Here is a 24,250-nt window from a genome sequence, read left to right as displayed (position 1 = left end):
TCCCAGGACGAGGTGACCTTCATGATCCGCATTCCACGACCACTCACCACGACCCGCGCCACCGTCTGCACCGCGGTCGTACTGACCGTGGCGCTCGCCGCGTGCAGCGCGCCCGGCGACTCCAGCAGCGACAGCAAGGCCTCCTCGGGCCCCATCAAGATCGCCGTCGTCGACGCGCAGAGCGGGCAGCTCAGTTCGCTCGGCGACTGGGAGTACAAGGGGGCCAAACTCGCCGTCGACGAGTGGAACAAGAAGGGCGGCATCGACGGCCGCAAGATCCAGCTGAAGCTCTTCGACGACCAGGGCGACCCGACGGCCGGCACCAACATCGCCCGCAAGCTCGACAGTGAGAAATACGTCGCCATGCTCGGCACGGCGGAGAGCGCGGTGACCATCGCCATGGCGCCGGTGCTCCAGCAGGCGAAGATCCCCAACATCACCTCCGGCCAGTCCGACGGCCTGGTCGCGCTGAAGAGCCCGTACCTCTTCCTCAACGGGCCGACCAGCACCACGTACGACTCGACGCTCGCCCAGTACCTGATCAAGGACAAGGGCTACAAGAAGATCGCGATGATCACGAACAACGGCTCCTTCGGGACGGGCGAGCACGACGCCTTCCTCAAGGCCGCGAAGGGGCTCGGCGTTTCGCCGTCGACCGATCAGGTGGTCACCACCGACCAGAAGGAATTCAGCGCCGCGCTCACGAAGATCCGCTCCAAGAAGCCCCAGGTCGTCTTCATCGGCTCGGAGGAGGTCGAGGCGGGCCTGATCGTCAAACAGGCCCGGGACCTGGGCATCACCGCACCCTTCGCGGGCGCCGCGCCGCAGGGCACCCCCGTCTTCATCGACACCGCGGGCAAGGCGGCCGTCGAGGGCACCATCGTCAGCTCGCCCTATCTGAGCAACGACACGAGCGACGCCTCGAAGAAGTTCGCCGCCGCCTACAAGGCCGCGTACGGCAAGGACGCCGAACTGCACGGAGCCAAGGCGTACGACGGGGCGAACATCCTGCTGACCGCCCTGAAGACCAGCAAGGCCGCCACCGGTCAGAAACTCGCCGACGCCATCCGCGCCACCGCGTACCAGGGCCTGCTCGGCGACTTCGCCTACGACGACACCGGGGTCGGCATCACCAAGACCACCATCGGTGTCATCCGCGACGGCAAGCTCGTCGCGCAGCAGTAGTCAACGGGCATCCGGCAACGGGCAACGGGAGCACGCCGTGCAAGAGACACTGCAGACACTCGTCGGGGGCTTGAGCCTGGGGGCGGTCTACGCCCTGGTCGCCATGGGGTTCTCCCTCGTCTACCGCACCATGGGCCTGGTCAACTTCGCGCACGCCGACATCGCCATGATCGGCGCATACGCGGCCTCCACCTTCTATCTGACGTCCAAACTGCCCTTCGCCGTCGCCATGGTCGTGGCGATCGTCGTCACCGGCGCCATCGGTCTGGTCATCGAGCGGGTCCTGCGCCCGCTGGAGAACAAGGACTTCGACCTGATGCTCATCGGCACCATCGGCTTCGGCATCGTCCTCCAGGCCGTCGCCATCCTGATCTGGGGCACCACCGGACGGGCGGTCCCCTCGCCCGTCCGGGCCGCCCCGCTCGACCTGTTCGGGGTGCGCGTGCGGACGTACGACCTCCTGGTCATGGGCGTCGCCGCGCTCGCAGTGATCGGCCTCGCCTGGTTCCTGGCACGCACCAAGCGCGGCGCGGCCATGCAGGCCGTCGCCATGGACCACGAGGCGGCCACCGCCGTCGGCATCGACGTCGGCCGCAGCAACGCCCTCGCCTTCTCCATCGGCGCGGGCCTCGCCGCCCTGGCCGGCGGCCTCGTCGGCCCGATGCTGTACGTCGACGCCTCGCTCGGCGGCGCCCTCGGCATCAAGGGCTTCGCCGCCGCGATGCTGGGCGGCTTCGGCTCCATCCCCGGAGCTGTCGTCGGCGGCCTCGCGATCGGTGTCCTCGACTCCTACGCGGCGGGCCACTTCCAGGGCTACTCGGTGCTCGTGACCTTCCTGGTCTTCACCGTCGCCATCATGATCCGCCCGACGGGCGTCTTCGGGGAGAGGACGGTGAGCCGCGCGTGAAGTTCCGTATCGGTTCGCTCGGCGCCCTGGCCGTGGCTGTGTGGCTGCTGCCGTACGGCCTGGGCAGTTACTCCATCCATGTCGTCAACATCGCCATCATCTATGCCCTGTTGGCCATCGGTATGGGGCTCGCGATGGGCGTCTCCGGGCAGATCAACCTCGCCCAGGTCGCCTTCTTCGGCGTCGGCGCGTACACCCTCGCGATCCTCACCACCCACTCCGGATACGGATTCTGGGCGGCCGCCGTACTCGCCCTGCTCGCGACGGTGGCGACCGGCCTGCTCGTCGGCATCCCCGCCCTGCGCATGCAGTCCCACTACCTGGGCATCGTCACCCTCGGACTGGCGCTCGGCTTCATCAACTGGATCACCAACGCCTCGATCTCCGGAGGCGCCGACGGCATCTCCGGCATCCCTCTGCCGACCCTCCCGGGCATCGACCTCTCCAGCGAATACCTCTACTACTACCTGGAGTTGGTGGTCTGCGCCCTCGGCCTCGGCTTCGGCCTGTTCGTCGTCCGTACGTCACTGGGCCGACGCCTGCGCGCGATGCGCGACGACTCCCTGGCCGCGGGCGCGACGGGCGCCGAGATCCCGCTGCTGCGCATGACCGCCTTCGTACTCGCCGGCCTGTACGGGGGTCTGGCCGGCGTCCTGTACGCGGGCCTCATCCGCTACGTCGCCCCGGAGACCTTCTCCATCGGCAACATGTTCATCCTGCTCGCCATGGTCATCATCGGCGGCCGTCGCTCCCTGGTCGGGTGTGTGATCGGCGCGGTCGGGCTGACCCTCATCCGCGAGTGGCTGTCCGACTTCTCGACATACGCACAGCTCGGATACGGCGTAGTGGTCGTCCTCATGGTCGTCTTCGCGCCCACCGGCCTCGCCGGAATACCGTTCCGGGCAAGGGAGTTCGTGCGCCGCAGGAGCGGACGCGCCGCCGATCGGGCGGAGCTGCGCCCCTTCCGGCCGTATGAGGCGGTCGCCGTGTCCGAATCCTCGTCCTCGGATGATCCGCTGCTCGAAATCCTGTCCGTCACCAAGGACTTCCGTGGCCTGCGCGCCCTGGACGACGTCTCCCTCACCGTCGCCGCAGGCGAGATCCGCGGCATCGTGGGCCCGAACGGCTCGGGCAAGACCACCCTGTTCAACGTGATCAGCGGCTTCTACAGGGCGAGTTCGGGGCGCGTGCGGTTCGCCGGCCACGACACGACGACCACCCGCCCGTACACCCTCTCCCTCCTGGGCCTGGCCCGCACGTTCCAGAACCTGCGCCTGTTCCGGCAGTTGACGGTCCGTGAGAACATCCTGGTCGCCCTGGACCGCACTCGTACGCACACGGTCTGGCAGTACGCGCTGTGGCAGCCCGGCGTGATACGCCGAGAGCGGCAGCTGCGCAGGCAGGCCGAGGAACTCCTGGAACGCTTCGGACTCACCGACTTCGCGGAGGCCGCACCCGGCTCGCTCCCGTACGGCATACAGCGCCGCATCGAGATCGCCCGAGCCATGGCCGCCCGGCCCCGGCTCCTGCTGCTCGACGAACCGGCGGCCGGCCTGAACGGCGAAGAGGTGCAACAACTCGCGGGCATCGTGCGTTCCGTCCGGGACAGCGGCACCACCGTCGTCCTGATCGAGCACAACATGGGCCTGGTCATGTCGCTGTGCGAGCGCGTCACTGTGCTCTCCAGCGGCGGGATCATCGCGGAGGGAACGCCGGCCGAAGTGGTCGCGGCACCGGCGGTGATCGAGGCGTATCTGGGTGACTCCGTGATGGCGGACGTTCCACTCCCGGCTGCGGTCCCCGACCCGGCCCAGGACGCCGGGCCGGATCCGGCCGCCGCTCCGACTTCGTCCCCCGCTTCGAAGGAGGCAACCCGGTGAGGACGATCCCCGCTTCCCGCACCGAAACCGCCGACACACTCACCGTCGAGGATCTGTCCGTGCACTACGGCGGCGTGTGCGCGGTCCGCTCGATCGGCTTCAGCGTGGAGCCGGGGGCCTCGGTCGGCATCATCGGCGCCAACGGCGCGGGCAAGACCTCCACACTCAAGGCGCTGATGGGCCTCGTCCCGCGCAGCGGCGGACGCGTCACGCTCGGCGACCGCGACCTGACCCGGGTCAGGGCCCGCGACATGGTGAGGCACGGCATCGGCTACGTACCGGAGGGCCGGCACGTCTTCCCCGGCCTGTCCGTGGAGAAGAACCTGCTGCTCGGCGCCTACGCGCGGCGCTGGGACGACGAGACCCGGGCCACCCTGGACGAGGTCCACGAACTCTTCCCAGCGCTGCGGGAGATGAGCGGACGACTGGCCGGAGCCCTCTCCGGAGGGCAGCAGCAGATGCTCGCGATCGGCCGCGCCCTGATGGCCAGGCCGCGCCTTCTCCTCCTCGACGAACCGTCGATGGGCCTGTCACCCAAACTCGTCGGCTTCATCCTCGACACCCTGCTGCGGCTGAGGGAGGAGGGCCTCAGCCTGCTCCTGGTCGAGCAGAACGCCAAGCTCACCTTCGGCGCGACCAGCCACTGCCTCGTCATGGAGAACGGCAGCGTGGCCATGACGGGAACCTCCGAGGAACTCAGCCGGGACACCCGGGTCCGCCAGATCTACCTGGGATTGTGAATGGTCGCATGGCGATGACCCAGGACTCGTATCTCATCGGCCTGATCGGCTCCGGCATAGGCAACTCGTTCAGCCCTCTGCTCCACGAACGGGAGGCAGACCGGCACGGCCTGCGCTACCTCTACCGACTGATCGATCTCGACACCATCGGCGCCGGGCCCGAGAAGGTCGGTGAACTGGTACGCGCAGCCAAGGGCATGGGCTACCGCGGCCTCAACATCACACACCCCTGCAAACAGCTCGTCATCGAATGTCTTGACGAGCTCGCCCCGCAGGCCGAGGCGGTCGGCGCGGTCAACACCGTGATCTTCGAAGGCGAGGGCGGAAACGTCCGGTCCGTAGGACACAACACCGATGTCACCGGCTTCGCCGCCTCCTTCGAGCGGGAACTTGCGGACGCCCCGCGGGAGCGCGTCGTGCAACTCGGCGCCGGGGGAGCGGGGGCGGCCGTAGCGCACGCTCTGCTCACTCATGGCACCGGACACCTCGCCGTCGTGGACCCGCTGACGGACCGAGCCGTGACTCTCGCGGCTTCCCTGAACCGGCACTTCGGCACCGGCCGGGCGACCGCCTCCGCTCCGGACGACCTCGCAGCCCTGATGGCCCGAGCCGACGGCCTGGTCCACGCCACCCCCACCGGAATGCCGGCCCACCCGGGACTCCCCTTGCCGGCCGACCTGCTGGACCCCGGCCTGTGGGTCGTGGACGTGGTGTACCAGCCGTTGGAGACCGAGCTGCTACGCGTCGCGCGCGCCTGTGGCTGCGCCGCGCTCAACGGTGTCGGCATGGTCGTGTTCCAGGCCGCCGACGCCTTCCAGCTCTTCACCGGGCGGGAACCGGACCGCGAGCGGATGCTCGCCCATGCAGCCGAGCTGGTCGAAGCGAAATGAAGGGCATGCCGGTGCGGGCGACACGGAGCATGGCGTCGAGAAGATCACGCAGATCCTGCTGGGCGAATGGCCGATGTCGAGCCCGCGTAGGGCCCGCTGCCTGCGCCAGTTCGTGAGGAGCGGCTCGACCAGGGCCACACCCCGTGGCGCGAGATCGTCCTCACCGTCACCTTGATCGTCCGCGGAGCCAAGGTGACGGTCTGCTGGACCGTGCCGAGCGGCCCGGCAGGCGTCCGGCTCTTCCCGCGAATCGGATGGCACGTCCACATGTCCTCACAAAGTCTTGACACGCCCCGGAAACACAAGCATGCTCTGCGCACCGTCTAAAGCGCTTTAAAAAGATCAACCGGCTGCGGGCGGCAGACGTCCCGGCAGGCGGTCGCCGGACTGCCGGCGTCTGCCCTCCGGGCATGGTGATCACCGCAACCCTCCCGTCCCACTCCGTGCTTCCGCCCGGACCCGCCCGGCTCATGAGTCCCGGCCCCGGATCGAATGCCGTGCCCTCCCTGCCGTCACGCGACCCCATCAGGGTCGGCGGCAGTCCGGCCCCCGTCGTCCCATGCGCCCCAGGACCGCTCTTGGTGCGCGCAGGACAAATCACCGTTTGTAATCCGATGTCCTCCAGGCCTCGCCCCACGCTCGCGCCCGGTTCACACGAAGGAGTACCCCGCACATGGAACGCACGCAGACCCGGCGCCGACTGCCCGGCAGACTTCCCCGACGAGTCCTCACCGCAGTGGGCCTGCTCGCCGCGACGGCGACCACGCTGGCCGGGTGCAGCAGCGGTGCCGCGAAGAGCGGCTCCGCGGACGAGACGGCGGCGAGCGGTGGTTCGGCGACGGCCGCGGCCAACAGCGGCGGCAAGATCTCCATCTATGTCATCGGCGGCAAGTCCGACGACCCGTTCTGGTCCGCGGTCAAGCGTGGCGGCGAGGACGCGGCGAAGGTGGTGAAGGCGGCCGGCGGCAAGGTGACCTTCCTCGGGCCGCAGAACTACGACAACCTCGGCCCGGATGCCGCCAAGCTGACGCTTACCGCGCTGTCGCAGAACCCGTCGGCGATCATCGGCCCGGACTGGGTGCCCGACAACCAGGACTCCGCGTTCAAGCAGGCCACCGGCAAGGGAGTCCCCGTCTTCATCTACAACTCGGGCGGCACCGCCGCGGCCAAGAAGGTCGGCGGTCTGAAGTACATCGGCTCCGACGACTACGAGGCGGGCAAAGCCGGCGGCGCCAAGTTCGCCGAATCGGGCGCCAAGAACATCCTGTGCGTCAACACCCTGCCCGGCGGGGCCAATTCCGAGGCCCGCTGCAAGGGCATCAAGGACGGTGCCAAGAGCAAGGGTGCCACCTCCAAGCAACTGGCTCTGCCCTCCTCCAACTTCGGCAACCCGTCCGCCGTCACCCAGGCCATCAAGGGGGCGCTGCTGAAGGACACCAGCATCGACGCCCTTGTGACGATCGGCGTCAGCGACGCGGACAGCGCCGCCTCCGCGATCAAGCAGGCGAACGCCGGTGACAAGGTCAAGCTGGGCACCTTCGACGTCTCGCAGACCCAACTCGACCGCATCAAGGCCGGTTCCCAGCTGTTCGCGATCGACCAGCAGCCGTACCTGCAGGGCTTCTACGCCGTGTCGATGGCCTACCAGTACCTGGCCTACGGCCTGTTCCCGCCGCAGGACCCGATCCTGACCGGCCCGCTCCTGATCACCAAGGACAACGTCGCCGAGGCCATCGCGGGCACCAAGTCCGGCGTCCGCTGATCCCCCTGCTGGTGCCGGGTCCCGGCGGGCCCGGCACCAGTACCCGCGCACACCCTGCCGCGCACCCCGACCGAGATCCACGAAGGTGACACAAGACCGATGACAACCTCACTTCCCGACACGACGGCCGAGAACGAGAAAGTGCCCGCCGTCGCCACCCCGAAGCAGTCCGAGAGCCCGCTGGGGAAACTGCGACACCGTCCCGAGGTCGGCGCGCTCATCGGAACGATCAGCGTGTTCGTCTTCTTCGCGATCTTCGGCGGTGAGAAGTTCCTCGCTCCCGCGGGCGCGGCGAGCTGGCTGAACATCGCCGCGGAGCTCGGCATCATCGCCATCCCCGTCGGGCTGCTGATGATCGCCGGCGAACTCGACGTGTCCGTGGGCTCGGTGCTGGCCGCCAGCTCGATGACCCTGGCGATCGTGTCCGGCTACTGGGGCGCCCCGATGATCGTCGGCATCCTGTGCGCGCTCGGCCTCGGTCTGCTGACCGGCCTGCTCAACGGCATCATCGTCACCCGGACCAACGTCCCGTCCCTGGTGGTCACCCTCGCCACCCTGTCCGGCCTCGCGGGCCTCACGCTGGGCCTGTCCCGCGTCACCACCGGCACCACCAGCGTCGCCATCAAGCCCGACCCGCTGTCGAAGTCGCTGTTCGGCCAGCTGATCGCCGGCCAGTTCGAGGTGGCGATCTTCTGGTGGCTCGGCCTCGCTGCCCTCGTCACGGTGCTGCTGCAGATGATGAAGTACGGCAACTGGATCTTCGCGATCGGCGGCGACAAGGAGAGCGCCCGTGCCACCGGCATCCCGGTCGCCAAGGTGAAGATCGCCCTGTACATGGGCAGCGGATTCGGCGCCGCCCTGGTCGGCGTGATCCAGACCATCCTCTACAACGGCGCGCAGGTCGCCAACGGCCAGTCCTTCGTCTTCAACTCCATCATCGCCGTGGTCGTCGGCGGGGTCCTGCTCACCGGCGGCTACGGCTCCGTTGTCGGCGTGCTGCTGGGCACGTTGACCTTCGCCATCGTCAACCAGGGCATCTACTACACCGGTTGGAACTCCGACTGGGCCAGCCTGATCCTCGGCGTCCTCATCCTCACGGCCGTGCTGATGAACAACACCTTCCGCCGGCTCGCCCTGTCCGTCTCCCGTCCCGCGAAGAAGGCCTGACCATGACCGCACCCCTTCTCCGTCTGACCGGCATCAGCAAGTCGTTCCTCGGCACCAACGCGCTGCAGGACATCTCCCTGGAGGTGGCTGCCGGAAAGGTGCTGTGCCTGCTCGGCGACAACGGCGCCGGCAAGTCGACGCTCATCAAGATCCTTTCCGGGTTCCACAAGCCCACCACCGGCACCATCGAGGTGAGCGGCGAACAGGTCGTCTTCGACAGTCCGCGCGACGCCAGTGCCCGCGGTATCGCCACGGTGCACCAGTTCGGCGGCACGTTCCCGCTGATGGGCGTCGGCCGCTGCTTCTTCGTCGGCGCCGAACCCACCAAGGGCTACGGCCCGTTCAGACTCTTCGACAAGAAACTCGCCGGCGAGATCGCGGTGCGCGAGATGCAGTCCCTCGGTATCACCCGCGTCACCGACGGCAACCGCCTGGTGGGCAGCCTGTCCGGCGGTGAGCGCCAGGCCCTGGCGATCGCGCGGGCCGTCTACTTCGGCGCCAACGTCCTCATCCTCGACGAGCCCACCGCCGCCCTCGGCGTCAAGGAGGCCGCCCACGTCCTGCGGATCATCATGCAGGCCCGCGCCAAGGGCGTCGCGGTCATCCTCGTCACCCACAACGTCCGCCACGCCATGATGGTCGGCGACCACTTCGCCGTCCTGATCCGCGGCCAGAAGGCCGACGACTTCCGCAAGGGCGAACGCACCCGCGAACAGATCACCGACCTCATGGCCGGCGGCGAGGCCATGGCCGACCTCGAGGCCGAACTGGCCCAGATGCAGCTGGAGATGGAGCGGGAGATGTCCTTGGAGGCGGACTCCGAGAGCTGATCGCGCACAGCGCGACGGCGACCGGGCGGGGGCGTGGGGGTGGCGCCCCCGCACGGTCGAACGTACGGCATCCAACACGACAGACATGTCAGGACGACGCAATGCGGGATGCACACCCGGATGTCCTCGCGCGCGGCTCCACTCTCCCCGGCCTCGTCCTGGACCGCACGAGCCGGACACCACTGCACCGGCAACTCGCCGAGCAGCTCAAACGTGCCATCGAATGCGGCCAGTTGGCGCCCGGCACCGTGCTCAGCAGCGAGCCCAGGATGGCGCAGGAGACGGGTCTGTCGCGCATCACGGTCCGCCACGCGATCCGGTCGCTGACGGAACAGGGGCTACTGGTACGCCGCCGGGGCATCGGCACCCATGTGGCATACGACTGGACCCCGCACGCCCTCGACCTCGCCGCCGTGTACGAGGACCTGCGCGAGGCCGGGCGCGCCCCGGCGACCGAGGTCCTGTTCTGCGGAACCGAACCCGCCCGGCCGGAGGTGGCCGCGGCCCTCGCTCTCACGGAGGGCAGCGCGGTCACGGTCCTCGAACGGCTGCAGTACGCGGGCGGCCAGTGCATCGGTCATCTGCGCAACCACCTGCCCTACGACCTGTTGCGCCCGGAACTGCTCAGCCCGCACGACGGACGGCTGGCATCCGTCGGCCTGTACGGCCTGATGCGCGCGGCCGGAGTCTTCGCCTGCACCGCCCAGCACGCGATCGGCGCCCGCGCCGCCACCCCCGAGGAGTGCGGGCTGCTCGACGTGCCCGAGGGCAGCGCACTGCTGACCCTGACCCGCACGACGTTGGACCAGAGCGGCCGCCCCGTCGAGTACGGCAGTCACGCCTACCCGCCCGCACGACGCGGCTTCGAGTTCCAACTCGCCGTCGGGAGCGCGGCAATCCCGCACGCGTAGAGACTGTCCCGCAGCTGTTGGAGCGTGCGGCGCCGCGATGGTGACGGGCCCGCTCTCCGCCTGCGTGGAGTCCCGTCCTCGGCATCGGGCGTCGTGCGGGGGCGGCCGATCCGCCTGGGCATCCGCACTCAGGCCATGATCTGTGAGGGCGGGGGGCGTGAGCGAGCGGTGAAGATCCGTTCCCGCGTGCCGTCGATCGTCCACACCCGCAACCGCCGCCCCGTGCTTACCGATCAAAATCCGCCGAACATGCCTTGAAAGAAGCCCAGTTGGCAGTGCCGGAACGCCTCGGGGTTGCCGGTGCGGCAGCCCGGAGAACTCCCGTCATCACAGGTCACAGGGCGCGCCTTGGTCGCCATGGCGCCAGCAGGCGGTGGCCGCTCCTTGGCCTCATCTTCAAAACGTAGGCACAAATTCCACACATCCCTCTCTCCAGACGGGGCCGGATGGTCTAGATTGACCGTGGTTCACATGCTGGGACACGAGGCGACAAATCGTGAACTATGGGTTCCCTGCTGCGGACGGCCCGTAGTTGCGTCTCCGGCGCCTGGCGTGGGGGTGATCAATTCTTGGAGCCCGAGAGGGCCTTCGGGTGCGGGGAGCACCCGAGGTTTCGACGGGTTCGCATGCACCTCGAGAGGCGGGCAGGACATGCAAGTCTGCTGCCGCCAGGGCGGGTTGTAGACGTTGCGCTGAAGTAGCCGGGATGTCATACGCGGGGGGCGGGGGCCTGCTGCGGGGAGGAACAGCGCGGCGCGGGGGGCGGGGCCTCCCGAGGGGAGGAAGCGTGCGGGGGGCGGGGGCCTCCCGGGGGAGGAACAGTGTTAGTCGACCACGTCGTACTACTGGGGACCGGGGGGTTCTGTGCGGCAGGGGGGAATAGTCGGCCCTTTTCCGCCGGCGCGCGAGCGTCTGGCGAACGGGGCAATCAGCCAGCCTGTGATCGACTGGGAGCAGCGGTACCGACGTACCGTGATCACCAGCGATACCGTGGCCACCGCCTTGGTGGTGGCGTCAATAGGCAACTTCTTCGGGGCCCGGGACGCGGCCAACTGGCACGAGAAATGGGGGATTCTCGCCTTCGGCACCGAGCTGCTGGTGCTGGGAGCGCTTGCGGTGAGCCGGTCGTGGGCTCCGGCCGTGCTCGGCCAGGGTGCCGAGGAATTCCGCCGGCTCGGACGCTCACTGTTCACGGCGACCGTCGTACTGGCGCTCGGCGGGATCGCTCTGACCTCGCGCAACATCAAGCTCTGGATCTTCGTCGCGATCCCCGCGATTGCGCTCGTCACCATGACCGCGCGGTATGTGCTCCGCCTCTCGCTGCACAAACAGCGGAAGGAAGGGCGGTGCCTGAGACCGGTGCTCGCTGCCGGGAGCCCGGCCACCGTGCGCGACCTGATCAGCCGGACCCGCAAATTCCCGCACCTCGGCTGGCGGGTGGACGGGGTGTGCACGATGGACGGTCTCGGGTTCGACGGTGACCAACTGGACGGAGTGCCGGTCGTCGGCCAGTTGGAGGACGTCGCCAAGCACGTCAGCCACGACGGCTACCGTGTCGTCGCGGTCACACCGGACCCGTACTGGTCACCGGACCGGCTGCAGCGGCTGGCGTGGAACCTCGAAGGCAGCGATGCCGAGATGGTCGTGGCCCCCGTGCTGATGGAGGTGGCAGGCCCGCGGCTGCACGTCGACGCGGTGCTCGGGATCCCGCTGCTGCGGGTCAGCATGCCGACCTTCACCGGGGGCCGCCGGTCGATCAAAGGGGTCGTCGATCGGGTGGGCGCGGTGATCCTGCTGATGCTTTTCACGCCGCTGATGGTGCTCGTCGGGCTGCTCGTGCTGGCGGACAGTCGGGGCGGGGTTTTCTACCGCCAGCGCAGGGTCGGCAAGGGCGGCCGCGAGTTCACCATTCTCAAGTTCCGCACCATGGTTTCCGGGGCTCACGGGGCCCGGGCCGAGCTGGCCGACCGCAACGAGGGCGCCGGGCTGCTGTTCAAGGTTCGCAGGGATCCGAGGGTGACCCGGGTGGGAGCGGTGCTGCGCCGGTACTCGCTCGACGAACTCCCGCAGCTTTTCAACGTACTTACCGGATCGATGTCGCTCGTCGGACCGAGACCTCCGCTGCCGGAGGAGTCCGCGGCGTACGGCCCGGACATCCGGCGGCGGCTGCTCGTCAAGCCCGGGCTCACCGGCCTGTGGCAGATCAGCGGACGCAGCGACCTGCCGTGGGAAGAGGCGGTGCGGCTCGACCTGCGGTACGTGGAGGACTGGTCGCTCGCCCTGGACGCAGTGATCTTGTGGAAGACGCTGCGTGCGGTGCTCCAGGGGCAGGGGGCTTACTGACGCGCGGGGGGCGTCGTCCGGCAGGTGAACGGAAGGCAGGCCGCAAGGCCTTGGGGGAGGAACGGGTTATGAGAGTCAGTGTCTTCGGGCTCGGCTACGTGGGCTGCGTATCGGCGGCGTGCCTGGCCGGCCTGGGTCACGAGGTCATCGGCGTGGACGTGAACCAGGTCAAGGTCGACCTGGTCAACGACGGCAAGGCGCCGGTGGTCGAGGAGCGGATCGGCGAGCTCGTCGCCGAGGCCGTGGCGACCGGAGCGTTGCGCGCCACCACCGACGTCCGCGAGGCGATCATGGGCAGCGACGTGTCGCTGGTCTGCGTGGGCACGCCGTCGGAGCCCAACGGCAGTCTGTGCACCACGTACTTGGAGCGGGTCACCGAGCAGATAGGCGCCGCGCTGGCCGAGCGGAACGGTCGGCATACCGTCGTGTTCCGCAGCACCATGCTCCCGGGCACCTGCCTGAACCTCCTGGTACCGATCCTGGAGAAATACGTCGAGGGCACGGCCGGTGTGGACTTCGGGGTCGCGGTCAACCCGGAGTTCCTGCGCGAGGGCACGAGCGTGCGGGACTTCTTCGACCCGCCCAAGACCGTCATCGGCGAGCTCGACGCGGCAAGCGGCGACGCGGTGTTGGCGCTGTACGACGGCTTGCCCGGCGAGGTGTTCCGGGTGCCGATCTCGACGGCCGAGGCCATCAAGTACGCGGACAACGCCTTCCACGGCCTGAAGATCGGCTTCGCGAACGAGCTGGGCGCGGTGTGCCAGGCGCTCGGGGTGGACTCGCACCAGGTGATCGACGTGTTCCTGGCCGACCGCAAGCTGAACATAAGCCCCGCCTACCTGCGTCCCGGCTTCGCCTTCGGTGGCTCCTGCCTGCCCAAGGACCTGCGCAGCCTGGTCCACGCGGCGCAGCGGGCCGACGTCTCGGTGCCCATCCTCGCCCACGTGCTGCCCTCCAACTCGGCGCATCTGCAACGCGCGGTGGAGCTGGTCGAGCGCACCGGCAAGCGCCGGGTGGGCCTGTTCGGGCTGTCGTTCAAACCCGGCACCGACGACCTCCGTGAGAGCCCGCTCGTCGAGCTGGCGGAGAGACTCATCGGCAAGGGGTACGACCTGCGGATCTACGACGCCAACGTGAGCCTCTCCCGGCTGATCGGCGCGAACCGCGAGTACATCGAAACCCGGCTGCCGCACGTCGCGCAGCTGCTCGTGGACTCCGTCGACGAGGTGCTCGAGCACGCCGAGGTGTGCCTGGTCGGAACCAGGGATCCGGCAGTGCTGTCGGAGCTGCCCCATGGTGAAGGACCCGTGATTGTCGACCTCATCCGCCTCCCCGACGCCGAGGCGCGTCGGGCCGAACCGGGATACATGGGCCTTGTCTGGTGACGCGATCAGTGGCGCCGGGCCGACCCGGCGCGCACTGATCCTGGTGGAGAACCTGTCGGTGCCGTTCGACCGGCGGGTGTGGCAGGAGTGCACGACGCTGCGCGACGCGGGCTGGGAGGTGCACGTCATCTGTCCCCGCGGGGAGAAGCGGGACACGGAGCCGGAGGCCGAGATCGACGGGGTGCGGATCCACCGCTACCCGCTGCGCGCGGCCACCGGCGGTCCGGCCGGCTACCTGCGGGAGTACGGATCGGCGTTGTGGCATACGTTCCGGCTGGCCCGGAAGGTCGGCCCGGTCGACGTGGTCCACGCCTGCAACCCGCCGGACCTGCTGTTCCTGCCGGCACTGTGGATGAAGCGGCGCGGGGCGCGGTTCGTCTTCGACCAGCACGACCTCGTACCGGAGCTGTACCTCTCCCGGTTCGACCGCGGCAAGGACCTGCTCTACCGCGCCGTGTGCGCGCTGGAACGGCGGACCTACCGGGCCGCGGACATCGTGCTCGCCACGAACGAAAGCTACCGGGACGTCGCGGTGCGCCGTGGCGGCCAACGGCCGGCGGACGTCTTCGTCGTGCGCAGTGCGCCCGACACCGACCGGTTCCACCCGGTGCCGCCCGAGCCGGAGTTGAAGCGCGGCAAGCCTCATCTGCTGTGCTATCTCGGCGTCATGGGCCCGCAGGACGGCGTCGACTACGCGTTGCGGTCCCTCGCGAAGCTGCGCGACGAGCTCGGGCGGACCGACTGGCATGCGGTGTTCGTCGGCTCCGGCGACGCCTTCGACGCGATGGTGGAGCTGTCCCGGCAGCTCGGGCTCTCGGAGCAGGTGCAGTTCACCGGGCGCATACCCGACGCCGACCTGGTGCGCTACCTGTCCACCGCTGACGTGTGCCTTTCCCCCGACCCGCGCAATCCGCTCAACGACGTGTCGACCATGAACAAGGTCCTGGAGTACATGGTGATGGGCCGGCCGATCGTCTCGTTCGACCTCCGGGAGGCGAGAGTCTCCGCCGGTGACGCCGCCGTCTACGCGCCCGCCAACGACGAGAGCCAGTTCGCCAAGCTGATCGCGGTGCTCCTCGACGATCCGGAGAAGCGGGCCCGGATGGGCAGGATCGGCCAGGAGCGGATCAACGGACAGCTCTCCTGGCGGAACTCGCAAGCGTCCTTGCTGGCCGCCTACGCCGCCGCATACGGGCACGGGGGAGGCAGCACCGTTGAGCGATGACACGATACGTCTGGTCACGATCGGACGCATTCTCCGACGGCGCTGGCGGCTTCTCGCCGTCCTCACCGTGGTGGGCGCGCTCGTCGGCTACGGCACCTCGGTGGTGCTGTTCCCGCCGCGCTACACGGCGTCGACGTCCGTACTGCTGCCGGGGCAGTGGGAAGAGCGCGAACTGCTGACCCAGGTGGACATCGCGACCAGTTCGTCGGTGGTCGACCCCGTGGCCCGCGAGCTCGGCTGGAGCGGCGTCAGCAGCGCCGAGCTGCGGGATCGAGTCAGCGCCAAGACCGCCGACGGGAACATCATCAAGATCTCGGGAACGGCCGACACCCCGGAGCGCGCGCAGCAGCTCTCCGACCGGGTGGCCAAGGAATTCGTCGGCTTCGCGGCGCGGATCGCAGGCGGCAGCACCGACGCGACCACGGGGCCCCAGGCGCTGCGGCAGAAGGTGGTGGAGACCAACCGCCGCATCACCGACCTGGCCAATGCGGCCGATCCGGGCAAGACCGTGGAGAGCGTCCAGGCCCGCACCGCGCTCGAGAAACTGCGCACCGCGCTGGAGGAGGCCATGACCAAGCTCGACGAGGCCGACCCGGCGGCCACCAAGGCCGGCATGGTCGTCATGGGCCCCGCGGCCCGGCCGACCGGCGAGGCGCCGCCGACGAGGACGCAACTCATCGTCGCCGGGGCGCTGCTGTTCTTCCTGCTCGCGGTCGTCGGCCATCTCACCGCCGCACGGGTGAACCGCCGACTGCGCACCGAACCGGAGATCGCCGCGGCGCTGGGTTCGACGCTTCTCGGCACTGTCGACGTGCCCGGTGAACGGCTCGAGCACGGGACAGAAGGCCGTGGCACGCGAGCCCGGATCCGCCGGCTCCTCGGCGTCGACACCCGGTGGGACATACCGACCCCGCAGGCGTCCGGCGACGAGGCGGGCATGCGGATCCGCTACCGGCGGGTGTGTGCTCGCCTCCGGGACCAACTGCCGGGCCCTCGGCGGCTGTTGGTCGTCGTGCCGGACGGCGACGAGATCGCCCTCCGGGCCGCCGGGCAGCTCGTGGCCGAGGCCAGGAGCGATTCGCTGCTGCGGGTGGTGGAAGTTTCGGTGGACCGGCCGATGGTGCCGGACCGCGACGCCGAGTCCGGTGCCCTGGTCGTGCTCAGCGCGGGTAGTTGGACCGCGGGGGAGCTCGCCGGCATCGCCGAGGCGTGTGCGGACGGCGGACATGAGGTCGTCGGCATCGTCGTCGCCGGCCCGGTCCGGGCCCGTCCGACGCGGTCTGCCGGCCATTCTCCGGACGACGCCACTCCGGCACTCGCGGTTCCCGGCCGCGCGACGGGAGGTTCCGCGTGACGACAAGCACGACTTCGGAGTCGTCGGCAGCCACTCACCTGCTGGACCTGCAGGCACTGGTGGTGGCGGTGCGCAGGCGCCGCCGCCTCTGGTGCTCCCTGGCACTACTGGGGTTCCTGGTCGGCGCGGCGCTCGCGGTCCTGCGGCCGGCGCCGCCCGCCGCGGTGACCAAGGTGCTGGTCGCGCATGAGGAGGACCAGCCGAACGACCCCGGAACGCTGATCCGCACCGACGTACAGCTGCTGCAGACCACGCGGATCGCCGACAAGGCCTTGCAGTCCCTCGACTCCCGGGAACTCCCGGAAGACTTCATGCGGGACTACCGGGGCACCGGCCTGAGCAACAACCTGCTGCAGATCGATGTGACAGGTGACAGCGACGCGGAAGCGGTGGCCCGGGCCAAGGCGTTGGCGGACGCGTTCGTCGCGGACCATGTGCGGCGGATGAAGGAAGCCGCGAAGGCCGAGGCCAAGGCGCTGAGCGATCAGGGTGACCGAATGCGGGACGAACTCGCCCAGGTCAACGAGACGATCGGGGACAGGTCGCCGGACAGCGACCCGAAGGCGTCGGCGAGCATCGAGTCGCTCTTCGCCCGCCGGGCGGAGCTCAACTCGCGGATCGCCGACTTCGACCAGCGCGCCGAGGAGGCGCGCGTGGGCACGCCCCAGCTCATCGCCGGCACCCAGATCGTGGACGCCGCACGGGCGGTGCCGCACTCCCTGCCCAAAGCCGCTGCCACCAACGCCGGGATCGGGCTCGTCCTCGGGCTCGTCCTCGGGCTCGCGGTGGCCGCGGTCGGCACGGTGGTGGCCGACCGCCCCGTGCTGCGCCGGGAGATCGCAGGGAACCTGGGCGCCTCGGTCATCGCGGAGCTGCGCCACGCGCCCCGCCGGCGGGCCGGGCTGTGGCGGCGCCGACGGAGCCGGGCGGCACACGAACGGCTCACCGCGACCCTGGCCCGCACCTTGCGTGGCTCCGCGGAACCGGTGTCGCTGCTGGAACTGGGCTGTGCGCGCAGCACGAGCGTGATCGCCCTTGACCTGGCCAGGGCACTGGCCGCGGAGGGTCCGGTGGTCGTCATCGATGGTCTGCCGGGTCTGCGGCGCGTCCACCGCGGCCAGAAGCCAGGAGGTCCGGACGTGGTCGGCGTCGAGGGTGCCGCGGTCCTGCCGCACGAGGTGCGCCGGCTCGGCGTCGGCTCGGTCGCGCCCGGCACGGCGTGGACCGGCCTCCCGGACCTCGGTACCCAGACCGTGCTCGTCGTGCGGGCCGGGCACGGCAGCGCCGCATGGCTGCACACCGTGGCGCGGCAGCTCGCGGACCTGCTCATCCCGGTGATCGGTGTGGTGCTGATCGACCCCGATCCGCGGGACCGGACCGACGGCACGCTGTGGGACGGGCTGCACACCGCGCTGCGCGGCCACAACGAGCGGCTGGCCCGGGAGAACGTGAAGGGCCGGCTGTCGACGGAGCGGCCGTCATGGGCGGTACGAGTCCCGGACAGCGACCAGGAGGCGCGGTAGCACATGTGTGGCATCGCAGGCACTTACCGATGGCCGGACGGAAAGGTCGTGACCGACCGGCTCACCGAGACCCTCGCCCACCGCGGTCCGGACGGGGCGGGCCGGTACGGGCACCCCGCCGGTGACGGCGAAGTGCACCTCGGGCACCGCCGGTTGAGCATCATCGACCTGTCCGAGACCGGCGCCCAGCCGATGGTCTCGGGCGGCCTCGCCCTGACGTACAACGGCGAGCTGTACAACGCGCCCGAGCTCCGTGCCGAACTGGCAGCCGCCGGCGTGCGCTTCCGCGGTACCTCCGACACCGAGGTGCTCCTTGAGGCCTGGCGGCGCTGGGGCACCGACTGCCTGCCCCGGCTGCGCGGCATGTTCGCGTTCGGGATCTTCGACGAGCGAACCGGTGAACTGGTGCTCGCCCGCGACCAGTTGGGCATCAAACCGCTGTTCCTGCTCCGGCGCGGCGAGGGTCTGGTGTTCGCCTCCGAGCTCAAGGCGCTCGCCGCCGTGACCGGTGGATCGCTGGAAGTGGACCATGCGGCGCTGGTGGCCTCGCTGCTGTACTACTGGGTGCCGGACTCCCGCTGTGCGTTCCGCGAAGCGGAGAAGCTGCCGCCGGGGAGCTGGCTCAGGTGCCGGCCCGACGGCCGGGTGGAGCGCGGCCGGTACTGGAACCTGAAGGACGTCGCCGCCGAGGGCCGGGAGCGGGCCCGCAGCGGCGAGCAGCCGGACCTGGCCGCCATCGTCGAGGAGTCGACCCGGCAGCACCTGCTGTCCGACGTACCCGTGGCGACCTTCCTCTCCGGCGGTCTCGACTCCAGCTATCTGACCGCGCTTGCGGCCCGCCACCAGCCCGGGATCTCCGCCTACACGATCGGATTCCGCGCCGAGGACGCCAAGTTCGAGGCGATGCCGGACGACCTGCGCTATGCCCGGCAGGTGGCCGAGCGGTTCGGCGTCGACCTGCACGAGATCGAGATCGCGCCGAACGTGCTCGACCTGCTGCCGCAGATGACGTACCACCTGGACGAGCCGATCGGCGACCCGGCCGCGATCAACACGTTCCTGATCTGCCAGGCCGCCCGGGAGGCCGGGGTCAAGGTGATGCTCTCGGGGATGGGTGCCGACGAGCTGTTCGCCGGTTACCGAAAGCACCTGGCCAACCTGATCGCGCTGCGCTACCAGCGCATCCCGCGGCCCCTGCGGCGCGGGGTGTCCAGGGCCGTGGACCGGCTGCCGGTCGCCACGGCCCGCCGGGGGTACCGGTCGGTGCGCTTCGCGAAGCGGTTCCTCTCCTTCGCCGACCTGCCGGAGGAGACCGCGTTCCGGCGCAGCTACACCATGTACGACCAGGACGAGCTGCTCGCCCTGATCGATCCGGACCTGGCCGGGACGGTCGAGGACGTGCTGACCGAGCATGCGGACGTCTACGAGGACAACGACCTCGACGACTTCGTCAACCGGATGTGCCTGGCTGACGCCCGGATGTTCCTGCCGGGACTCAACCTCGCCTACACGGACCGCTCCAGCATGGCCGCCTCGACCGAGGTGCGGGTGCCGTACGTGGACGTCGAGGTGGTCAAGGCGGCGTTCGCCGTGCCGGGCGATCGCAAGATCGTCGGACGACAGGGCAAGGCCGTCCTCAAGGAGGCGGCCACCTCGATCCTGCCCCGGGAGATCGTGTACCGGCCCAAGGGCCTGTTCAGCGCACCGTTGCGGGCCTGGATGAGCCGGGATCTGGCACCGCTGGTGCGCGAGGTGGTGAACGACGGTGTGCTCGTCAACTCCGGGCTCCTGCGCCGCGACGCGCTGGCGCGCATGGTCGCCGAGGACGCCGCCGGGCAGCGGGACTTCTCCAAGCATCTGTGGCATGTGCTGACCCTCGAGTACTGGTATCGCGACGCGACCTCCGGGTCCGGCCGGAGCACTCGCTCGGCGGCGTAGAAGACGGCGAAGACGGCGAAGACGGCTGAGAAACAAGGGGACTTCGGGTGAAGCAGGTTGTACAGAACTACAAGAGCGGCGAGCTGGCGGTGCTCGACGTTCCGGTGCCGGGGTGCAAGCCGGGCGGTGTGCTGGTCCGCACCGCCTACTCGCTGATATCCACCGGGACCGAGCTCATGAAGGTGTCCGAGGCCGGCATGTCGATGCTGGGCAAGGCCCGCTCCCGCCCTGACCAGGTGGCCAAGGTCATGCAGAGCGTGGCCACCAACGGGGTGCCTGCCACCTACCGCAAGGTGATGGGCAAGCTGGACTCCTACACGCCGCTGGGCTACTCGCTGTGCGGGGTCGTCGAGCAGGTCGGCGCCGGGATCGACGATGTGAAGGTCGGCGACCTCGTGGCCTGCGCCGGTAACGAGCACGCGCTGCACGCCGAGCTGAACTGGGTGCCGAAGAACCTCTACGCCCCGGTGCCGGACGGCCTCGCGCCGCGGCACGCGGCCTTCGGCACCGTCGGGTCGATCGCGATGCAGGGCGTCCGCCAAGGCGAGCCGCAACTCGGCGAAGTGGCCCTGGTCATCGGCCTCGGCCTGATCGGGCAGCTGGTGGTGCAGCTGCTCGTCGCCTCGGGAGTGCGCGTCGTCGGGGCCGACCCCGACCCGGTGCGCTGCGAGCTCGCCGAGCGCCTGGGCGCCGTGGCCTGCGGCAATCCGGCGTCCCCGGCCGTGGAAGCCGCCGTCGCCGAACTCACCGGCGGTCACGGCGTGGACCAGGTGTACCTGGCCGCCGGCGGCGGCAGCAACCAGCCCGTCGAGCTGGCAGCCCGGCTCTGCCGGGACCGCGGCCGGGTCGTCGACATCGGCAAGTGCCGCCTGGACCTGCCGTGGAACGCGTACTACGAGAAGGAGCTCGACGTCCGGTTCTCGCGCAGTTACGGCCCCGGGCGCTACGACCCGGAGTACGAGCTCGAGGGCCGGGACTACCCGATCGGCTACGTGCGCTGGACCGAGCGCCGCAACCTGGCGTGCTTCCTCGATCTCCTCGCCCGCGGCCGCGTCGACGTGGAGCCCCTGGTCTCCCACATCGCCGACTTCGATGACGCGGTCGAGACGTACCAGCGCCTGAAGGACGGCGAGTTGAAGGCCGTGGCCGTGCTGTTCCGGTACCCCGAGCAGAAAGAGGAAGCGGGGGAAGCGGAGGCACCGGCGGTCGCAGTGCCCGCGGTGCGACGCAGCGGCACAGCCTCCACCCCGGCCCGGTCCGCCAAGGCACCGGTGCGGTTGGCGTTCGTCGGCGCGGGTAACTACGCGACGTCGATGCTGCTGCCGCACCTGGCACAGCGCGACGGCGTCGAGCTGTCGACCGTCGTCACCACGACTGCGCTGTCCGCGGCCAACGCACAGCGGAAGTTCGGCTTCGCCGAGGCGACCACCGACCTCGACGCCGTGCTCGGCGACAAGTCCATCGACGCGGTGTTCGTGGTCACCCGGCACAGCTCGCACGCCGAACTGACCCGCAGAGCGCTCCTCGCCGGCAAGACGGTGTTCGTGGAGAAGCCCCTCGCGCTCACCGAGGACGAACTGGCCGGCGTGCTCGCAGCGGTGGAGGAGTCCGGAAACGACCGGCTGCAGGTGGGCTTCAACCGCCGGTTCGCGCCGCTGCTGCAGGAGGCCAGGAAACGGTTCGGCGCCCGGACCGGTCCGGCCAGCCTGCGCTACCTGGTCAACGCGGGTCGGCTGCAGCACGGCAGCTGGTACCTCCAACAGGGCACCGAGGGCTCGCGGTTCGCCGGCGAGGGCGGACACTTCATCGACACGGCGAGCTGGCTGCTCGAGGCCGACCCGGTCTCGGTGTATGCCGTCGCCACGTCGGGCAACGAGGACCTGCAGGTCGTCCTGCGCTACCCGGACGGGTCCACCGCCACCATCAGCTACGTCACCACCGGGGCGTCCGGCTTCCCCAAGGAGACGCTGGACCTGGTAGCGGACGGCAAGGTGCTGCGGCTCGACGACTTCGTCCGTGCGTCGCTGTTTGTAGAAGGAGGGGGCGGCCCCAAGAAGTGGGTCAGTTCGCGGCTGCCCAAGGCCCGGGACAAGGGCCAGAACGCCGAACTGGCCGCGTTCATCAAGGCCGTGCGGACTGGCGGGCCGATGCCGGTGCCGCTGGAGTCGCTGGTCGCCACCACGTCGGCCACCCTCGCCGTGCAGGCCGGCCTGGCCGCCGGCGCGCCGGTGACGCTGGAGCGGGCGCGATGACTGTGAACTCGGGGAGTCCGGGCTGGTACCTGCGGCGGCTGTCCCGGATGGGACCGCGGGAGGTCGGCGGCCGGGTGGGCGACGCGGTGCGCAGACGGCGGTGGCGGTCGGCGCGACCGGACTGCCCGCGGCCGACCGACGCCCGGTTCACCGCGGTACTGCCCGCCGGGACAGTCGCCGCCGTACCTCCGGACGCCGCGAAACGGCTCATCGCCGAGGCGGACCGGTTGATGCACGGGCACGTCGAGAACTTCGGGGTGGTCCGCGACGACCTGGTCGACCCGGACTGGTGGTGCGACCCGAAGACCGGGCGCCGGGCTCCGTGGGGCTACGCCTTCGACGTGCCGTACCGGAACGAGGACGCGGTCGGGGACATCAAGCAGATCTGGGAGCTGTCCCGGCACCAGTACCTCACCGTGCTTGCCGCCGCCTACGCGATCACCGGGAACGAGCGGTACGCCGAGCGCGTGGCCGAGCACCTGCGGTCGTGGTGGAAGGCCAACCCACCGCTGCGCGGCGTGCACTGGATCAGCGGCATCGAACTGGGCATCCGGCTGCTGTCCTGGGTCTGGATCCGCCGGCTGCTCGACGGCTGGCCGGGCGCGGCAGACCTGTTCGAGGACAACCCGGTGGCGCAGAACCAGATCTGGCACCACCAGCGCTGGCTGGCCGCCTTCCCCAGCCGGGGATCCTCGGCCAACAACCACATCGTCGCCGAGGCCGCCGGGCAGTTCGCCGCGGCCTGCGCGTTCAACTGGTTCCCCTCCTCGGCGCGTTGGCGGGCCGGCGCGCTGCGGTCGCTGGAGCAGCATCTGCACAGCAACACCTTCGACTCCGGCCTCAACCGCGAACTGGCCACCGAGTACCACGGACTCGTACTGGAGCTCGGCCTGGCCGCGGTGGCCGAGGCGGATGCCGCAGACGTGCCGGTCCCCGCGTCCATCCGGCTGGTGCTGCTGCGCATGACCGACGCGCTCGCGGCCGTCGTGGACAACCGGCTGCGGCCGCCGCGCCAGGGCGACGCGGACGACGGGCACGGTCTGATCGTGGACGGCGCGGGCACCGACCGCTGGGCCTCGCTGCTGGCCACCGGGGACGCCGTGTTCGGCCGGCTCGACTGGTGGCCGGCGGTGACCGGCACCGACGTGCGCACCCCGCTCCTTGCCGCGCTCATCCGGCCGTACTCGAAAAAGGAAACCGCACCGGCCGTGACCCGCCCGGCAAGCCGACCGGCCCACTTCGCCGACGCGGGCATGACCATCCTGCGCGGGCCGGAGGAGATCTGGTGCCGCTGCGACGGTGGTCCGCACGGGTTCCTGTCCATCGCCGCGCATGCCCACGCGGACGCGCTGTCCGTGGAGGTCCGGCACGACGGGGTCGACGTGCTCGCCGACCCGGGAACGTACTGCTACCACGGGCAACCGGTGTGGCGGCAGTACTTCCGGTCGACCCTCGGCCACAACACCCTGCAGCTGGACGGCAGTGACCAGTCCGTCTCCGGTGGCCCGTTCCTGTGGACCCGGCACGCCCGCAGCCGCGTCCTGGCCGCGGACACAGCCCGCTGGAGTGCCGAACACGACGGCTACCAGGGCTCCGTGCACCGGCGCCGGGTGGAACTGACCGCGGAGAGCCAGGAGTTGAGGGTGGTCGACGAAGTGCGCGGCCCGCGCAAGGCTGTGCAGCTGGCGTTCCACCTCGGCCCGGCGATCGCCGCGGACCTGGCGGGCAATCGGGCGGTGCTCACCTGGACCAGGGACGGCGAGGACCGCTCCGCGGTGCTCGACCTGCCCGGGCAGCTGAGCTGGCGGGCACATCGCGGCGAGACCGACCCGCCACTGGGCTGGTACTCCGCGGGCTTCGGGCGCAAGGAACCCGCCATCACGCTGGTCGGCACGGGCTTCGCCGACGGCGCTGTGCTGTTGGGGGAGTTCACCACCGTGCTCAGGTTCCGCGGCTAG

At 70.0% G+C, this 24,250-nt stretch carries 17 protein-coding genes; all 17 read left to right on the top strand.

Going from position 1 to position 24,250, the window contains the following annotated elements; genetic code table 11:
• The first annotated feature begins 21 nt into the window (after positions 1-21).
• The 17 genes from OG303_RS06265 to OG303_RS06185 all read left to right on the top strand — a co-directional run bounded on the left by OG303_RS06265 (position 22) and on the right by OG303_RS06185 (position 24,250).
• Complete coding sequence (locus tag OG303_RS06265; protein ID WP_405865571.1) at positions 22-1,185, top strand: ABC transporter substrate-binding protein; 1,164 nt, start codon at positions 22-24, stop codon at positions 1,183-1,185.
• 37 nt (positions 1,186-1,222) lie between these two features.
• Entirely contained in the window at positions 1,223-2,092 is an 870-nt protein-coding gene (locus OG303_RS06260) for a branched-chain amino acid ABC transporter permease (RefSeq protein WP_405865569.1), read from the top strand.
• A complete protein-coding gene (locus OG303_RS06255) occupies positions 2,089-3,972 on the top strand; it encodes an ABC transporter permease subunit (RefSeq protein ID WP_405865567.1) in 1,884 nt (627 codons plus the stop codon). Before OG303_RS06260 ends, OG303_RS06255 begins: the two co-directional genes overlap by 4 nt.
• Positions 3,969-4,712 (top strand): ABC transporter ATP-binding protein, encoded by a 744-nt coding sequence (locus tag OG303_RS06250; RefSeq protein WP_405865565.1) that lies wholly within the window; start codon positions 3,969-3,971, stop codon positions 4,710-4,712. Before OG303_RS06255 ends, OG303_RS06250 begins: the two co-directional genes overlap by 4 nt.
• A gap of 14 nt (positions 4,713-4,726) precedes the next feature.
• Positions 4,727-5,602 carry a shikimate dehydrogenase gene (locus OG303_RS06245; protein ID WP_405877111.1) on the top strand — a complete coding sequence of 292 codons (876 nt, stop codon included), beginning with the start codon at positions 4,727-4,729 and terminating at the stop codon, positions 5,600-5,602.
• Between the two features lie 673 nt (positions 5,603-6,275).
• A complete protein-coding gene (locus OG303_RS06240; RefSeq protein ID WP_405865563.1) occupies positions 6,276-7,364 on the top strand; it encodes a sugar ABC transporter substrate-binding protein in 1,089 nt (362 codons plus the stop codon).
• A 99-nt stretch (positions 7,365-7,463) separates the two neighbouring features.
• Entirely contained in the window at positions 7,464-8,531 is a 1,068-nt protein-coding gene (locus OG303_RS06235) for an ABC transporter permease (RefSeq protein WP_405865561.1), read from the top strand.
• A 2-nt stretch (positions 8,532-8,533) separates the two neighbouring features.
• Positions 8,534-9,361, top strand: coding sequence for an ATP-binding cassette domain-containing protein (locus tag OG303_RS06230; RefSeq protein ID WP_405865559.1), 828 nt, complete (start codon positions 8,534-8,536; stop codon positions 9,359-9,361).
• 101 nt (positions 9,362-9,462) lie between these two features.
• Positions 9,463-10,272: a GntR family transcriptional regulator gene (locus tag OG303_RS06225; RefSeq protein ID WP_405865557.1), complete on the top strand. Its 810-nt coding sequence runs from the start codon at positions 9,463-9,465 to the stop codon at positions 10,270-10,272.
• Between the two features lie 864 nt (positions 10,273-11,136).
• Positions 11,137-12,615: a sugar transferase gene (locus OG303_RS06220; protein ID WP_405865555.1), complete on the top strand. Its 1,479-nt coding sequence runs from the start codon at positions 11,137-11,139 to the stop codon at positions 12,613-12,615.
• A 68-nt stretch (positions 12,616-12,683) separates the two neighbouring features.
• Entirely contained in the window at positions 12,684-14,000 is a 1,317-nt protein-coding gene (locus OG303_RS06215; RefSeq protein ID WP_405865553.1) for a nucleotide sugar dehydrogenase, read from the top strand.
• Positions 13,990-15,225: a glycosyltransferase family 4 protein gene (locus OG303_RS06210; protein ID WP_405865551.1), complete on the top strand. Its 1,236-nt coding sequence runs from the start codon at positions 13,990-13,992 to the stop codon at positions 15,223-15,225. Before OG303_RS06215 ends, OG303_RS06210 begins: the two co-directional genes overlap by 11 nt.
• Positions 15,215-16,579 (top strand): Wzz/FepE/Etk N-terminal domain-containing protein, encoded by a 1,365-nt coding sequence (locus OG303_RS06205; RefSeq protein WP_405865549.1) that lies wholly within the window; start codon positions 15,215-15,217, stop codon positions 16,577-16,579. The genes OG303_RS06210 and OG303_RS06205 overlap by 11 nt, the downstream gene beginning before the upstream one ends.
• Positions 16,576-18,102, top strand: a complete 1,527-nt coding sequence (locus tag OG303_RS06200; protein ID WP_405865547.1) for a Wzz/FepE/Etk N-terminal domain-containing protein — start codon at positions 16,576-16,578, stop codon at positions 18,100-18,102. The genes OG303_RS06205 and OG303_RS06200 overlap by 4 nt, the downstream gene beginning before the upstream one ends.
• Before the next feature lie 3 nt (positions 18,103-18,105).
• Positions 18,106-20,040: an asparagine synthase (glutamine-hydrolyzing) gene (asnB, locus tag OG303_RS06195; protein ID WP_405865545.1), complete on the top strand. Its 1,935-nt coding sequence runs from the start codon at positions 18,106-18,108 to the stop codon at positions 20,038-20,040.
• A 47-nt stretch (positions 20,041-20,087) separates the two neighbouring features.
• Complete coding sequence (locus OG303_RS06190; protein WP_405865543.1) at positions 20,088-22,292, top strand: bi-domain-containing oxidoreductase; 2,205 nt, start codon at positions 20,088-20,090, stop codon at positions 22,290-22,292.
• Entirely contained in the window at positions 22,289-24,250 is a 1,962-nt protein-coding gene (locus OG303_RS06185; protein WP_405865542.1) for an alginate lyase family protein, read from the top strand. Before OG303_RS06190 ends, OG303_RS06185 begins: the two co-directional genes overlap by 4 nt.

Origin of the sequence: Streptomyces sp. NBC_00005 (assembly GCF_045160215.1) — a bacterium.
In the GTDB taxonomy this organism is placed as follows: domain Bacteria; phylum Actinomycetota; class Actinomycetes; order Streptomycetales; family Streptomycetaceae; genus Streptomyces.
Note: the sequence above shows the minus strand (reverse complement) of the source record. Positions and strands in the feature narration are given on the sequence as shown.

Bases quoted from the DNA above. Each gene is read 5' to 3' on its own strand.
- OG303_RS06265 (WP_405865571.1), top strand. From the start codon at position 22: ATGATCCGCATTCCACGACCACTCACCACGACCCGCGCCACCGTCTGC.
- OG303_RS06245 (WP_405877111.1), top strand. From the start codon at position 4,727: ATGACCCAGGACTCGTATCTCATCGGCCTGATCGGCTCCGGCATAGGC.
- OG303_RS06240 (WP_405865563.1), top strand. From the start codon at position 6,276: ATGGAACGCACGCAGACCCGGCGCCGACTGCCCGGCAGACTTCCCCGA.
- OG303_RS06235 (WP_405865561.1), top strand. From the start codon at position 7,464: ATGACAACCTCACTTCCCGACACGACGGCCGAGAACGAGAAAGTGCCC.
- OG303_RS06230 (WP_405865559.1), top strand. From the start codon at position 8,534: ATGACCGCACCCCTTCTCCGTCTGACCGGCATCAGCAAGTCGTTCCTC.
- OG303_RS06225 (WP_405865557.1), top strand. From the start codon at position 9,463: ATGCGGGATGCACACCCGGATGTCCTCGCGCGCGGCTCCACTCTCCCC.
- OG303_RS06215 (WP_405865553.1), top strand. From the start codon at position 12,684: ATGAGAGTCAGTGTCTTCGGGCTCGGCTACGTGGGCTGCGTATCGGCG.
- asnB (WP_405865545.1), top strand. From the start codon at position 18,106: ATGTGTGGCATCGCAGGCACTTACCGATGGCCGGACGGAAAGGTCGTG.
- OG303_RS06185 (WP_405865542.1), top strand. From the start codon at position 22,289: ATGACTGTGAACTCGGGGAGTCCGGGCTGGTACCTGCGGCGGCTGTCC.